Here is a 14,900-nt window from a genome sequence, read left to right on the forward strand (position 1 = left end):
GAGCCGTCGATGATTCCGCCGATCCTGCACCAGACCTGGAAGACCGACAGCGTTCCCGCCCGCTTCCAGGCCTATGCCGACAGCTGGAAGCGGCACAATCCAGACTGGACGGTCATGCTCTGGAGCGACCGGATGCTGCTCGAATTCGTGGCCGAGCACTACCCGGATTATCTGCCGATGTTCTGTGGCTACACCAACGGCGTTCAGCGGTCGGACGCGGCCCGCTACATGCTTCTGCATCACTTCGGTGGGGTCTATGCCGACATCGACTGCGAATGCGTCGCGCCCTTCGATGCGATCATGAACGAGACACGGGTCGTGCTGTGCAAGGAGCCGGCTTCGCATGCGGCCGTCCAGGCGGATTTCCGGGGCCTGCCCTACCTTCTGTTCAACGGGACGATAGCGAGCCCGCCCGGTCATCCATTCTGGGTGCATCTCCTGTCGATGATGCCCGGGCTCGCCGGCGCCAAGGACGTGCTCGACGCGACCGGCCCTTGCCTGCTCACCTCGGCGCAACGCTGTTATGGCGATCAGACGGCCTTCGCCATTCATCCTTCCGGCCTGTTCGTGCCGGTGACGTCGGCCGGGAGTACGGAGCGCGACGCTGGCGACGGCACGGCGTCGCTCTCGATCCATCACTGGGCCGGCACATGGTGGACCCCGGAACCGCCGCCGAACTGGTGGACCAAGTTTCGCAATCGGGCCTATGGGCTCCGGTATCACCTGACGCGCGGCGCGTATCTGGATGAGGCGCAGGCGAAAGCAGGCGTCGACAGAACGGTCCTGTCGGCGCCGCCGCCATCGGGCCGAAACGTCGCTGTCTTGGTGCCGCTTCGAGACGCCGCCGACCTCATCCAGCCCTTTCTTGATGCGCTGGATGGGCTCGACTATCCCAAGGACCGGATCAAGCTGGTCTTCTGCGAAGGCGACAGCCAGGACGGAAGCTGGGAGCGACTACAGGCCGCAACCGCTGGATTGGCCGGCAAATATCGTGACATCATCCTGTTGCAAAGACAGGTCGGCACCCGCCTCGACAGGGCAAAACGGGCGAAGCCCAGGATGCAACGCATCAGGCGCGGCGCGATCGCCAAGGTGCGAAATTATCTGATCGATCACGGGCTCAGCGAGGACGATGACTGGGCGCTGTGGATCGACATCGACGTCTGGCGCCTTCCCGGCGATGTGCTGAACCGCCTGATCGCCACGGCACATCGCATCGCGGTGCCCAACTGCGTGAAGATCGCCGGTGGCGCCAGTTTCGACCTCAACAGCTTTGTCATCAGACGGCAGACCAAAAACTATCGCTATTACCGCGAGATACGCGGCGGCCTTCACCAGCCTCCGATGCAAACGCCAAGCCGGTATCATCTCAGCGATGTCAGGCATCTCGACATCATCGGCCTCGATGCGGTCGGCGGAACCATGCTCCTGGTCGATGCCGCCCTGCATCGCGGTGGCCTTCGCTTTCCCGAAATTCCATACCGCGATCTGATCGAAACCGAAGCTTTTGGCCTCCTTGCCAACGACCTCGGCATCCGGCCGGTCGGCCTGCCCAAGCTGGAAATCCTACACGTCCCGTGGTGAGACGACGGCCCGCCGAAGCTCTTCGCGCAGAGGCTGCAGATAGGCTTGCGGGCGCAGACGCCCCCACACATAGTCCCGGTCCGTCAAATGCGCGGCCTGCCTGATCCAGCGCCCCGGGGCATCGGGGTCCCGCACCTCGCGCCAATCGTCGACGGTGATGACGGGCAGGCCCTCGTAAAGCGGATCGAGCGGTGAAGTCTTGGTCACCACGATGCAGCCGAGATAAAGCAGTTCCCATGTCCGGTGACAGTCCAGGCCGTTTCCGGCGGTCGACAGCACGAGCGGATATTGCGAATAGAGCTGCCATATCGAGCGCTGCGATACGCGTTGCTTTAGAAAATCGACATGCGGGCATCCGCCCAAAGCATCAAGCAATTCCCGACGCTCGCCGGACTCTCTGCTGACGCTGAAATCGCAGAATATCCTGGCTGGACGACGATCCGCGCTCCCCTGCCCGCGCAGGGTTTTCAGTTGCCTCACCAGTCCGGCAGGCGTCGCCAGGGAACGTGGGGTGTGGAGATCCAGCCCGATCGGGAACGGCTTGATCCTGGGATGACCGCCATCGCAGTTCTGGCTGTACCAGGAGACCAGATAGGGGTTGGCGAGAAGCCGCTCGACAGTGTCCTTGGCCATATCCGAAGGCACCGAGGAATCACCGTCGGTCGTCAGCAGGATGAAGGGAGCCTTGATGGTGGGCAGGGCTATCCTGGCGAAAGTGTCGAGATCACAATTTCGCGCAAGCCTGGCCAGGGTGCTCAGCCGCACCCAGACGATGCCATGCGCGCCGCTATAATGGTCGCGGAAAAAAGCCTCGCTTTGCGTCGATTCGGTCGGCGCCCAGCGATACCAATCGGGTCCGGCGAAGTCGCAGAAACGCCCGATCCCTTGCGACCAAAGCACGGAAGGAACGCTGAAAAACCTCAGCGCCCCGGAACGAACGGGTTTCTTGAGTTTTGCCCGCCAACGCGACATGCCCATGGGCAACCCTTAGCCCAGACGCCGTTATGGCCGCAACGTCCGGCCTGCTTGCTCACACAGGCCAAGGCGGGCTCGTGGCGTCAGTCGTGCAGGTCCCGCGCAATCGGCGGGCCGACCGAAAATCCGGAGAACGTGACCTCGAAACCCTCACGCTGCGGCGAACAGCACATCATACCGACATCGACCAGCTTCGAGATCGGGAAATAGGCGAGCCGCACCGGCTTCCAATGACCGTCGGAAGCGTCGAGATACTGGACGCGGATCGCCTCGCCATGACGGGTCAGGCGGATCCTGACGCCGTCCGGGCCGGCGGCAATGGCCACCAGCGACCAGTCCGACATGTCGTTGGTGACGACGACGGATAAATAGGCGAGGCCGTCGGTGTATTCGATGCCGGCCTTGATCCAGTGCGTTTCGCTCAGCCGGACCATCAGCCCGGCCTGGTCGTAAAGCACCTCGTAGTCGCCCTTGACGGTGACCTCGGCGGTGAAGTCGCCCTCGACCTGCCGATAGAGGAAGTGGCCGTTGTCGCGCCAGAAACCATAGAAGGTCTCGCGCCAGAAATCGGTCTCCTTGCCGGTGCGCACGCGCACGGCATCACCGTCGACGGCATGGTGCGGCGGCGGGTTGAGCCAGGTCAGGTCCTGCAGTGTCATCGCGCCGGTCCGTTTCTCGAGGAGGTGGCGGCACGCCGACCGGCAAGCCGGCGCCGGATCATCCCGCGAACGTATAAGCGGTCTTTACCGTGGTGTAGAATTCCATGGCATAGCGGCCCTGTTCGCGCGGGCCGAAGCTCGAACCCTTGCGCCCGCCAAAGGGGACGTGGAAGTCGACGCCCGCCGTCGGCAGGTTGACCATGACCATGCCGGCTTCGGAGTTGCGCTTGAAATGCGTGGCGTGCTTGAGGCTCGTGGTGCAGATGCCCGAGGTCAGGCCGAACGGCGTGTCGTTGGCGACGGCAAGCGCTTCGTCATAGTCCTGGACGCGGATGACGCTGGCGACGGGGCCGAAGATCTCCTCGCGTGAACTGCGCATGGCGTTGGTGGCCTCGGTCAGCAGCGCCGGCTTGAGATAGAAACCCGGCGTCTTGCGGTCGAGCCGTTCACCACCGAAGGCGAGCGTGGCGCCTTCCCGGACACCGATGGCGATATAGTCTTCGTCCTGCTTGAGCTGGGTCGCGTCGACCACCGGGCCGATCTGCGTCTGCGCGTCGAGCGCGTCGCCGATCACCAGCTTTTCCATGCGCTCCTTGAGCGCGTCGACGAAACGGTCGTGTATGCCGTTGGTGACGATCAAACGCGACGAGGCCGTGCAGCGCTGGCCGGTCGAGAAGAAGGCGCCGTTCAGCGCGCAATCGACAGCGACCGCGAGATCGGCGTCGTCAAGCACGACCAGCGGGTTCTTGCCGCCCATTTCGAGCTGGAACTTGCGCATGTGCTCGACACTTGCCGCGGCGACGCGTTTGCCGGTTCCGACCGAGCCGGTGAAGGAGATGGCGTTGACGTCGGGGCTGTCGAGCATTGCTTGGCCGACCACCGAGCCCTTGCCCATGACGAGGTTCAGCACGCCCTTGGGCAGGCCGGCGCGGTGCAGGATGTCGACGATGGACCAGGCGCTTTCGGGAACGAGTTCGGCCGGCTTGAAGACGACGGTGTTGCCGTGAGCCAGCGCCGGAGCGATCTTCCAGGCGGGAATGGCGATGGGGAAATTCCATGGCGTGATGATGCCGACAACGCCGACCGCTTCGCGCGTGATCTCGACGCCGACGCCCGGCCGCACGCTTGGCACCACCTCTCCCGAAAGGCGCAATGTTTCGCCGGCAAAGAAATCGAATATCTGGGCGGCGCGAATGGTCTCGCCAATGCCCTCGGCCAGCGTCTTGCCTTCCTCGCGCGCCAGGTTGCGGCCGAGTTCGTCCTTGCGCGCCATGATCTCGTCGGCCGCCTTTTTCAGCACCGCATGGCGCGCCAGCGGACCGGAGCGGGACCATGCCGGAAACGCCGCCTTGGCCGCCGCGATCGCCTGGCCCGCCTGTTCGACCCCCGCCGAGGCATATTCGCCGACGACGTCGCCGGTATCCGAGGGGTTGATGTTGCGGGATCCGGCATCGCCGACCCATTCGCCATCGATGAGGTTCTTTCGAAACGCTGTCATGTCCTTGCCTTCCCTGGCTGTTGGCCGCGCGGCGGCATCTGTCTGAAGTGGTATTTGCCAGACAATTGCCTTGCGGGAAAGCACGCACTGGGCTCGAAGGCCGCGACAAAAGTCCCCGGGCCTGCGCTCATGCCTTCGGCGCAGCGGCGACAGTGCCGTGCCGACAACCAATCCAGCCAACATCGCTGGATGGCTCTCCGGGTCAAGGTCGAATTGCCCTGTACACATATGTCCACGACCTTGATTTGGCCGATCCGGCGTGTCATGCGTCGTGGCGATGGCAGCACTCGAGACGACGATCCAGCGTGCCGGCGCCACCGGCAACATCAAGGCCACTCGCGAAGACTGGCTGAAGCTCGCGCTTGAAACTCTGATCTCGGACGGCGTCGAACGCGTCCGCGTGCTGACGCTTGGCCAACAGCTCGACGTCTCGCGCTCGAGCTTCTACTGGTATTTCAAGAGCCGCCAAGACCTGCTCGACCAGTTGCTGGACCACTGGCGGCAGACCAATACCCGATTCATCGTCGAGCGCGCCGGGCGCCCTTCCGCGACTGTCATTCGCGGGGTGATGAGCATTTTCGAATGCTGGGTGGATGAAAAGCTGTTCGACCCCCGGCTGGATTTCGCGATCCGGGCATGGGCTCGCCGCTCCCCCGCGACAAGGCGCGCGCTGGACGAGGCCGACGAAGAACGGGTCAATGCCATCCGCGGCATGTTCATGCGTCATGGCTACGAGGAGGAAGACGCGTTCGTGCGGGCCCGGGTGCTCTATTTCATGCAGATCGGCTACTATTCGCTCGAACTCGACGAGCCGATGAGCAGCCGCCTGCCGCATGTTGCCGCGTATCTGCGCAGCTTCACAGGCCGAGAGCCTACGGCGGGCGATGTCGAGGATTTTTCACGTTACGTGGAGGAGACCATCTCGCGTAACCGTTAGCGTTGGCTGCCGCAAGCCGGGAGGACCGGCAACTAGACATACATGTCCATTACCACTAGCTTTGCCCTGATCAACCAGGCTTGTCGCCCACGCAATGACCCGCATCTATTCCGCTCTCTCGCTGTTCAAGGAGGGTCTGGCCGGCCAGACCGGCTGGACACAGGCCTGGCGCTCTCCCGAGCCGAAGCCGTCCTACGACGCGATCGTCATCGGCGGCGGCGGCCATGGGCTGGCGACGGCCTATTACCTGGCCAAGAATCACGGCATCGCCCGGGTGGCCGTGCTGGAAAAGGGCTGGATCGGCGGCGGTAATACAGGCCGCAACACCACCGTGGTGCGCTCCAATTATTATTATCCTCAGAGTGTCGAGCTCTACGGGCTGGCGCACCGGCTCTACGAAGGCCTGTCCAAGGATCTGAATTACAACGTCATGCTGTCGCAGCGCGGCATGGTCAATCTGTGTCACTCGACCGCCGAAATGGAAGTCGGCGCGCGCACCGTCAACGCCATGCAGATCAGCGGCATCGATGCGGAGCTGTTTTCGCCCGAGGACGTGCGCCGGGTGGCGCCGATCTATAATTTCTCGGCCGGCGCGCGGTTTCCGGTGTTCGGCGGCATCTGGCAAGGCAGGGCCGGCACGGCGCGCCATGACGCGGTCGCCTGGGGTTACGCGCGCGCGGCGAGCCGGCTCGGCGTCGACATCATCCAGAATTGCGAGATCACTGATTTCATCGTCGAGGGCGGCCGCTGCCGCGGTGTCCAGACGACGCGCGGCACGATCCGTGCCGAGCGCATCGGCATGGCGGTGGCCGGGCACTCCTCGGCTCTGGCTGAAAAAGCCGGCTTCCGGCTTCCAATCAACTCCTACGCGCTGCAGGCCTGCGTTTCCGAACCGGTCAAGCCGATCCTCGACACGGTGGTCCTGTCGCCCGGCACCGGCGTCTATGTCAGCCAGTCGGACAAGGGCGAGATCGTCATTGGCGGCGGGCTCGACCGCATCCCTTCCTATGCACAGCGCGGCAATTTGCCGACGCTGGAGACGGTGATCGCGGGGGTGCTGGAGATGTTCCCGATCTTCGGCCAGTTGAAGCTGATGCGGCAATGGGCGGGCATTGTCGACGTCGTGCCGGATTCCTCGCCGATCATCGGGGAATCGCCGCTGCCCAACCTGTTCCTCAATTGCGGCTGGGGCACGGGCGGCTTCAAGGCGATCCCCGCCGGCGGCACGTTGCTGGCGAACCTGCTGGCGAGCGGCAAGCACAACGACATCAGCCGGCCCTTCGATCTCGACCGCTTCGCCAGTGGGCGGCTGATCGACGAAGCGGCCGGCTCCGGCATCGCGCACTGATATACACAGAGACCAGGACTAGGCGTCATGCAGCTCTTTCCTTGCCCGTTCTGCGGCCCGCGCGACGAGACCGAATTCCACTATGGCGGCGATGCCGGCAATACCAGGCCGGACGGCGGCGATGTGCCGATCGATCGCTGGGCCAACTATCTCTACCTACGCTCCAATCCGAAAGGCGCTGCGCGCGAAATCTGGGTGCATATGAACTGCGGCGAGTTCTTCGTCATGGAGCGCGACACGCTCACGCACGAGGTGCTGTCCTCGTCCGCGCTGGGCGAGGAGCACGCGGCATGACCGCCTCGCGTCTTGCTACCGGCGGCAGCGCCATCGACCGCTCGCGCCCGCTCCGCTTCAGCTTCGACGGCACAAGCGTGGACGGCTTTGCCGGCGACACCATCGCCTCCGCGCTGCTCGCCAACGACGTCGCGGTCGTCGGCCGCAGTTTCAAATACCACAGGCCGCGCGGCATCTGGGGCGCCGGCGTCGAGGAGCCCAACGCGCTGGTCGATATAGGCGGCTCACGCGCGACGCCGAACACGCGCGCCACGACCGAGCCGGCACGCGATGGGCTGGTGGCGAAAAGCGTCAATGCGACGCCCAATGCATTGAGCGACCGCAACGCCTTCCTCGACCGCTTCTCGCGCTTCATTCCGGCGGCGTTCTACTACAAGACCTTCATGTGGCCGGACTGGCACATGTTCGAGCCGCGCATCCGCGCCATGGCCGGACTGGGCAAGGTCGACACGGACTGGACCTCATCAGGCCCGGCCGACCAGATCAATCATCATTGCGACGTGCTGGTGGTGGGCGCCGGTCCGGCCGGACTGGCGGCGGCCAAGCTCGCGGCCGGCGTGGGCCTCTCCGTGACGCTGGTCGACGACCAGCGGAAGCCGGGCGGGTCGCTCGGCCACCGCGCCAGCGAGATCGACGGCGGGCCGGCTGCCGGATGGCTCGAGGAGACGCTCGCGACACTTGCCGCCGGGGGGCAACTGATCCTGCCCTCGACCACGGCCTTTGGCATCTACGACCACAATCTGGTCGGCCTGAACCAGCGCCATTTCGATGGCCGGCCCGACACGCTATGGCGGGTCCGGCCGCGCCGGATCGTGCTGGCTACCGGCGCCATCGAGCGGCCGCTGCCTTTCGCCAACAATGATCTGCCGGGAATCCTGTCGGCCGATGCCGCGCTCGCCTATCTCAGACGCCATGCGGTGCTGGTTGGCCGGCGCGTCGTCGTCGCCACCAACAATGACAGTGCCTATGAGGTCGCGGAGGCGATCGCCGAGGCCGGCGCCGAAGTGACGCTTATCGACATCAGGCGTGACGGGATGCCCGCCGCGCCCGCCACGATACGGTTGTCCAAGGGGCGGGCGCTCGCCTCCGCCACCGGCAGGCTACGCGTTGAAGGTGTGACGCTGGACGACGGCACCAGGCTCGACGCCGATTGCGTGCTGGTCTCGGGGGGCTGGACGCCGACCATTCATCTCTTTGGCCAGGCCAAGGGCAAGCTTGCTTGGAGCGAGGCCCGCGCCGCCTTCCTGCCTGGCAATCCGGTTGACGGCATTTCCGTGGCGGGCGCCGCCGCCGGCGCGGTTTCCTTGTCGGACGTGTTCGCCTCCGCGGAGAAAGCCGGCGCATCGCTCGGCCAGACAAAGGCGGCGATCCCGCGCAGCACCGGTCCGGAAGCGACAGCCGGGATTGTAGCCGCTTGGCCGGTACCCGGGTCGAAAGGACGAATCTGGATCGACTACCAGAACGACGTCACGGTGAAGGACGTCGAACTGGCGGCCCGCGAAAACTTCGTCTCGGTCGAGCACTTGAAGCGCTACACGACGCTCGGCATGGCGACCGACCAGGGCAAGACCTCCAACCTGCCTGGACTGGCGCTGATGGCCGGGATCACCGGCCGAACGGTGCCGGAAGTCGGCACCACCACCTACCGCCCACCCTTCACGCCGGTGCCGTTGGCGAGTTTCGCCGGCGCGCGCGCTGGCGAGTTAATGGCGCCGGTGCGCCGGCTGCCGCTGGAAAACGTCCACCGCGCCAGCGGCGCCGTCTTCCAGGAATATGGCGGCTGGCTGCGCCCGGCGCACTATGGCGGTCCCAATGCGGACGCGGGACGCGCCATCCAGGACGAGGCGTTTCGCGCGCGCCGGTCGGTCGCGCTGTTCGACGGTTCGACGCTCGGCAAGATCGAGGTGATCGGACCCCGGGCGGCCGAATTCGTCGATTTCCTCTACTACAACACCATGTCGACGCTGAAGCCGGGCCGCTGCCGCTACGGCTTCATGCTGTCGGAGAACGGCGTGGTCTTCGATGACGGCGTGCTGGTGCGGCTGGACGAGCACCGTTTCGTCGTGTCGTGCTCGTCCTCGCATGTCGCCGCCGTGCATGCCAGGCTGGAGGAATGGCGCCAGGACCGGTTCGGGCGCGGCGCCGTCTACATCCACAACGCCACTTCGGAGATGGCGACGCTGACCGTCTCCGGGCCGAACGCCCGCAAGCTGCTCGAAACGGTGGGGCTCGGCCTTTCACTCGCCGACGCCGACCTTCCTCACATGGCGATCGGCCACGGCAGCTATGCGGGAGACGCGGTTCGGATCGCCCGCGTCAGTTTCACCGGCGACAGGAGCTATGAAGTCTCTATCCGCGCCGACCGCGCCGAACCTTTGTGGGCGCATCTGCGCCAGGCCGGCCAGGCGTTCGATGCCGTTCTCATCGGGCTCGAAGCACTGATGATCCTGCGTGCCGAGAAGGGCTTCATCGTCATCGGCAAGGACACTGACGGCACCACGCTGCCGCACGATCTTGGTGTGGCGGGTCCCCGGACGAAGCGCCAGAGCGAGTTCGTCGGCCGCCGCTCGCTGTTCACCGAGGAGGCTTCGCGCGGCGACCGCCTGCAGCTTGTAGGCCTGACGGTGCCGCAAGGCGAAGCGCCTCTGCCAACCGGCGCGCATGGCGTCAAGCGGAGCGATGGCAGACTGCACAGTCAGGGCTTTGTCACCTCCAGTTATCAGAGCCCCACCCTCGGTCAGGCGGTTGCGCTTGGCCTGATCGAACGGGGTGCGGCGCGGCACGGCGAAACGATCGAAATCCAACATCTCGGCAAGCTCAGGACGGCGACGATCGCCGCCCCTTGCGCCTACGACCCGTCGGGAGACCGGCTCAATGCGTGATCTCGCGGAAAAATGGTCTGTCGCGCCGGACTGGCCGTCGGCGACCATCAATTCACCCGGCCTGGCGGTGCGCGCTGTCCCTGGCCTCGACCAGATATTGGTCAGCGGCGACCTCGACGCCTGGGCTCGCCTGTCCGACATGGACGGGACTGGCGTGGGCGCCCTTGGCGCGGCTCAGGGTGACCGCTATGGCGCGCGGCTGGCGCGCGACCGGCTGCTCGCCGTGTCGAACACGCCGCTTGCGATTTCCGCCGGTTGGCACGCGGACGGCTTCGCGGTGACGGCGATCGGCGCCGGGCTGCAGGTGTTCGAGGCCGAAGGCCCGGCACTCGATGCTTTCATCGCGCGTGGAACGACGCTCGACCCAAGGCAGCCAAGTGCCAGCGCGGCGCTGTCCTTCGCCGGCATCAGCGCCATCGTCTATCGCCATGACGGCAAGCTGCGCATCCACGTCGATCGCGGTCTCGCCGCCTATCTCTGGACGTGGATGGAAACGGCTGCCGCCAACATCGCCGCCGAATCACCGAGTTAGGCAGGCGACGACATTCCCGCTCAGAGCGTGAAAGACCAGAACAGGCAGGCCAGTGTCGCGGCGGCAAAGATCACGAAGAACAGGCTGCGCAGCAGCACATTGCGACGCAGCTCGTTCATGACGAAGTGGCAGCCGATGATCGCGGCCGCAAACAGGAACCGCCAGTTCAGCACCGCCCACAAGACATCCCGCTGACCGAAAGCCCATCTGGCGACGAGGCAGCCAAGGATAGCCGCAAACAGTACGATGACGGTCCAGAAGATCGCGTCCGCGGCGTTGGTCAGCACAATGCTGGCTGCCCTGATCGGCAGGAGCATCATCAGCAGGGCGCTGAAGAAATAGACCGCGGCAAGTGGAATGAACGTGCCTGCATCGGCGATGCCGTCAAGCCGTCTCACACCGATGGCGCCATAGGGATAGCCGTGCCTGGCCACCGCCAGGCTCAGCGCCATGAGCAAGGCGGTCAGCACCGCGACCAGTGCGAAGGATGTGAGGGCTTTGCTCATGATGTTCCTGTCCCGGGCGAATCAGACAGGAACCGGTGTAGCCGATGGTCGTAAATTGCGCGTAAGCTTTCCCCGCCACCGGCACCCCGAAGGGGGTAACCGGCAGGGCGAAATCACTTGGCGATGACCGTATCGACGATGGCGCGCGTCCGGCCGCCGGTGGGAAATCAGCTCCAGGCGTGCAGCGGCGGATTCTCGCCATTGAGGAAATATTTGCCGAGGATCGAATATTTCCAGCGCACCGGATCGTGCAGCGTGTGCGTCCGGGCGTTGCGCCAATGGCGGTCGAGATTGTGCTCGGCCAATGTCGAGCGCGTGCCGGCCAGTTCGAACAGCTTGTTCGTCGCCGCAATGGCGATCTCGGTCGACAGGATTTTTGCTTCCGCGGTGACGATCTGGGCGTGCGCCACGATCTCGGCGGTCGGCTCGGCCACCGCCTTGTCGATCGCGTGGCCAGCCTTTTCGAGCAGCGCCTGCGCCGCGTGCAGGCGCAGCGTCAGGTCGCCGATCGCCTGGATGGTGTAGGGATCGTCCCAGGCATTGTCGACACCGCTGTCGATCCAGGCGCGGCTCCTGGTCCTGACGAAGTGGACCGTCTCGTCGATCGCCGCCTGGGCGATCCCGGTATCCACCGCCACCTGGATGATCTGGAAGATGGCGCCGTCGGCGGTCGGCTTGTCGTAGCCCTTGTAGCCGGGCACCAGATGCGTCTTCGGCACCTTGACATTGTCGATGATGACGGTGCCCGACAGCGTCGTGCGCTGGCCGAAGCTCGACCAGTCGTCGATGACCGTCAGGCCCGGCGCGCCGCGATCGGCGATAGCATACCAGGCGCGGCCCTCGTCATCGAGCGCCACGATCGGCACCAGATGGGCAAGCAGCGCGCCTGAGGAATAGAATTTGCGGCCATTGACGACGACATGGTCGCCGGCATCGGTGAAGCGGGTCTCGAAGTCGGCGGCGCGTTTGGAGCCGAACTCGGAAAAGGCGTTCCCGAACCGCGTGCCCTTCAGCGCCTCGGCGAAAAGCAGCTTCTGCTGCTCGATATCTGAGACGGTGCGGATGGCGGCGACGACGCCGAGATGGTTCTGCGCGACCTGGCCGATCGAGGAATCGGCGGCCGAGATGATCTCGATCACCTTGGCCAGCGTTGCATAGGAGACTTCGGGGCCGCCGAACGCCCTGGGCACGTTGATCGACCAGAGGCCGCTTTGCGAAAAGGCATCGAGTTCGGCGACCGGCCAAATCCGCTCGCGGTCGCGCTTCGACGAATCCTTGACGAATTCGGCGGCCAGCGCGTGGGCGACGGCGATCGCCTCGGCATCATCCCTGATGATGTGTGCCGGCGCCGAGGGCCTTGCGACAGGCAGGACGGCGGCGGAAGCCTGGTCGGTCTTGACGGTCGAGACGGTCATTTCATTGCTCCTTCGAATTTCGGTTCAGACAACGGCATGGAGATGGGAGGACTTGGCGGCGGGCGTCGGCTGCTGGCCGAGATAGAGCGCCCTGATATCCTCGCGCTGGCGGAGATCGGCGGCTGTGCCGGAGAGCACGGAGACGCCGTTTTCGAGCACGGTGGCGTGGTCGGCATAGCGAAGTGCTACCGCCGAGTTTTGCTCGGCGACCAGGATCGACAGGCCGGTCTCGCGGTTGAGTTTCCTCAACGTCTGGAAAATGTCCTGCACGATGAGCGGGGCGAGCCCCATCGACGGTTCGTCCAGCACGAGCAGGCGCGGCCGCGACATCAGCGCCCGGCCTATTGCCGTCATCTGCTGTTCGCCGCCAGAGGTCAGGCCCGACAAGGTCCGGCGCTTTTCCTTCAGACGTGGGAAAAAGGCATAGATCCGTTCGAGGTCGGCGCTGATCTCGGCGCGGCGGCCGCTGCGGCCGATGCCGCCGGCGACCAGATTGTCCTCGACGGTGAGGCTCTTGAAGCAGTGGCGGCCTTCCAGTACCGGCACCAGGCCGGCACGCACCAGATCGCCGGGCTTGCGGCGCGCGACATCCGAGCCCTCATAGCGGATGGTGCCGGCGTTGACCTGGCCCCGTTCGGCCGGCAGCAGGTTGGAGACGGCCTTCAGCGTGGTGGTCTTGCCCGCGCCATTGGCGCCGAGCAGCGCCAGGATCTCACCGCGCCTGATCTCGAAGCTGACGCCGTGCAGCGCCGTGATGGCGTGGTTGTAGGTGGCGTGGACCGCGTCGACAGCAAGGATGATTTCGGTGTCGGGCATGACTGTCTTCCGTACTTGTCGGAACCGAACCGGCCCGGCGCCGCGGAAGGCATCCGCGGCACCCGGCCTGTTGATCAGTTGGTGGTCACTGCGTTGGCATCGTCGGCGGTGCGTAGCTTGATGCCCTTCTCGGCGGCATAGGCCTCGGCCGATTTCTCGATGATCGGCCGCAGCAGCGCCCAGTCCGGCGCGATCCAGTCGGAGACGACGTTCCACTTCTTGCCGTCCCACTGCTGGAAGGTGACGTAGCCCTCGCCCTCATGGTTGTCCCAGCTGACGTTGATCGAGTGGAAGAGGTCCTTGGCGCCGAGCGCCTCGACCTTGGCCGGATCTAGTTTGAGGTGCTCGAAGCCCCAGCGGACCTCGTCGCCGGTCAGCGTGCGGTGGCCGAACTTCTCCTGGGCGACGCGGATCGCCTCGACGTTGAGAATGCCGTTGACGATGCCGAGATTGTGGTAGACCGAGCCGATACGGGACTTGTCTTCGAGGTTGCCCTTGCCGGCGCCGTAGACGGTCTTCACGATTTCCTTCACCACGGGATAGGAATTGCCCGAAGCCTGGGTGGTGATGGCGGTGTAGCCCTTGGCGGCGTCGCCGGCGGGAATGACGTCCTCTTCCGAGTTCGACCAGACATTGCCGACGATGTGATCGACGGGGTAGCCGACCTTAACGGCGGTCTTCAGCGCCACCGGGTTCATGACGCCCCAGCCGCGCAGGACGACGAAATCAGGCTTGGCGCGGCGGATGGTCAGCCACTGCGACTGCTGCTCGTTGCCGGGATGCGGCACTTCGATCTGCTGCACGGCGAAGCCGTATTTCTGCGCCAGCAGTTCGTAGATCGGTATGGTCTCCTTGCCATAGGGCGAGCCGTGATAGAGCACGACGATCTTCTTGCCCTTGAGCTTGTCGATGCCGCCCTCCTTCGAGGCGATGTAGTTCACGATGCCCGACGTCTCGCTGTAGGGGTTGAGCAGCAGCGGGAAGACGTAGGGGAAAACACGCCCGTCGGTGGAATCGGTGCGGCCGTGGTTGACCGTTATCAGCGGCACCTTGTCGGCGGTGATGCGGTCGATCATGGCGTAGGCGATGCCGACCGAGAGCGGGTTCCAGGCGGCCGCGCCGGCATGGCTCTTCTGGCGCTCATAGCATTCGACGCCGCGCTCGACCTCGTACTGGGTCTCGCATTCGTCCCAGGTCAGCTTGACGCCGTTGACGCCGCCGTCGCGGATGTTGATGAGGTTGAGATAGTCGATGAAGCCGCCGAAGAAGCCGGTGCCGCCGGCCGCATAAGGCCCGACGCGGTAGCTCTGCAGCGGGAAATATTGTTCGTCGGCATGGGCTGATGGCAAGGCCACCGACACGATCATCGCCGCGGACAAAGCCGCCGCCTTGAGTGTGCTGAGGAAGGTCATGGTTGGGGTACTCCCGGTATGGGCCGTCTTGGGTTCGGCCTC

General features: G+C 65.0%; 13 protein-coding genes. 6 read left to right on the forward strand and 7 right to left on the reverse strand.

What is annotated here, in order from left to right:
- Positions 1-9 precede the first annotated feature (9 nt).
- Entirely contained in the window at positions 10-1,584 is a 1,575-nt protein-coding gene (locus EN845_RS26860; protein ID WP_127872975.1) for a glycosyltransferase, read from the forward strand.
- Here the strand turns inward: EN845_RS26860 and EN845_RS26865 are convergent.
- The 3 genes from EN845_RS26865 to EN845_RS26875 form a co-directional block, all read right to left on the reverse strand.
- Positions 1,567-2,562 (reverse strand): hypothetical protein, encoded by a 996-nt coding sequence (locus tag EN845_RS26865; protein WP_167531475.1) that lies wholly within the window; start codon positions 2,560-2,562, stop codon positions 1,567-1,569. The two genes, EN845_RS26860 and EN845_RS26865, sit on opposite strands and share 18 nt — an antisense overlap.
- Positions 2,563-2,642: 80 nt before the next feature.
- A complete protein-coding gene (locus tag EN845_RS26870) occupies positions 2,643-3,218 on the reverse strand; it encodes a DUF1349 domain-containing protein (RefSeq protein ID WP_127872974.1) in 576 nt (191 codons plus the stop codon).
- A gap of 58 nt (positions 3,219-3,276) precedes the next feature.
- Positions 3,277-4,716 (reverse strand): aldehyde dehydrogenase family protein, encoded by a 1,440-nt coding sequence (locus EN845_RS26875; protein WP_127276000.1) that lies wholly within the window; start codon positions 4,714-4,716, stop codon positions 3,277-3,279.
- A gap of 277 nt (positions 4,717-4,993) precedes the next feature.
- Between EN845_RS26875 and EN845_RS26880 the strand changes: the two genes are divergently transcribed.
- The 5 genes from EN845_RS26880 to EN845_RS26900 all read left to right on the forward strand — a co-directional run bounded on the left by EN845_RS26880 (position 4,994) and on the right by EN845_RS26900 (position 10,709).
- The gene (locus tag EN845_RS26880; protein WP_167531476.1) at positions 4,994-5,653 is read left to right on the forward strand and encodes a TetR/AcrR family transcriptional regulator; all 660 of its coding nucleotides are present in this window, start codon (positions 4,994-4,996) and stop codon (positions 5,651-5,653) included.
- Between the two features lie 94 nt (positions 5,654-5,747).
- Positions 5,748-7,001 carry a sarcosine oxidase subunit beta family protein gene (locus tag EN845_RS26885; protein WP_127872972.1) on the forward strand — a complete coding sequence of 418 codons (1,254 nt, stop codon included), beginning with the start codon at positions 5,748-5,750 and terminating at the stop codon, positions 6,999-7,001.
- Positions 7,002-7,028: 27 nt separating this feature from the next.
- Positions 7,029-7,295 (forward strand): sarcosine oxidase subunit delta, encoded by a 267-nt coding sequence (locus tag EN845_RS26890; protein ID WP_127872971.1) that lies wholly within the window; start codon positions 7,029-7,031, stop codon positions 7,293-7,295.
- Positions 7,292-10,177: a sarcosine oxidase subunit alpha family protein gene (locus EN845_RS26895; RefSeq protein WP_127872970.1), complete on the forward strand. Its 2,886-nt coding sequence runs from the start codon at positions 7,292-7,294 to the stop codon at positions 10,175-10,177. Before EN845_RS26890 ends, EN845_RS26895 begins: the two co-directional genes overlap by 4 nt.
- On the forward strand, positions 10,170-10,709 hold the full coding sequence (locus tag EN845_RS26900; RefSeq protein ID WP_127872969.1) for a hypothetical protein: 540 nt from the start codon (positions 10,170-10,172) through the stop codon (positions 10,707-10,709). Before EN845_RS26895 ends, EN845_RS26900 begins: the two co-directional genes overlap by 8 nt.
- Before the next feature lie 20 nt (positions 10,710-10,729).
- On the opposite strand, the gene EN845_RS26905 is transcribed toward EN845_RS26900, so the two are convergent.
- From EN845_RS26905 to EN845_RS26920, 4 genes are all read right to left on the reverse strand, one after another.
- Positions 10,730-11,215, reverse strand: a complete 486-nt coding sequence (locus EN845_RS26905; RefSeq protein ID WP_127872968.1) for a hypothetical protein — start codon at positions 11,213-11,215, stop codon at positions 10,730-10,732.
- Positions 11,216-11,382: 167 nt separating this feature from the next.
- Complete coding sequence (locus EN845_RS26910; protein ID WP_127872967.1) at positions 11,383-12,630, reverse strand: SfnB family sulfur acquisition oxidoreductase; 1,248 nt, start codon at positions 12,628-12,630, stop codon at positions 11,383-11,385.
- A gap of 24 nt (positions 12,631-12,654) precedes the next feature.
- Positions 12,655-13,446, reverse strand: a complete 792-nt coding sequence (locus EN845_RS26915; protein ID WP_127872966.1) for an ABC transporter ATP-binding protein — start codon at positions 13,444-13,446, stop codon at positions 12,655-12,657.
- Positions 13,447-13,520: 74 nt separating this feature from the next.
- Positions 13,521-14,858: an ABC transporter substrate-binding protein gene (locus tag EN845_RS26920; RefSeq protein WP_127279153.1), complete on the reverse strand. Its 1,338-nt coding sequence runs from the start codon at positions 14,856-14,858 to the stop codon at positions 13,521-13,523.
- Positions 14,859-14,900 lie beyond the last annotated feature (42 nt).

This window comes from Mesorhizobium sp. M8A.F.Ca.ET.202.01.1.1 (genome assembly GCF_004791595.1).
Taxonomy (GTDB): Bacteria; Pseudomonadota; Alphaproteobacteria; order Rhizobiales; family Rhizobiaceae; genus Mesorhizobium.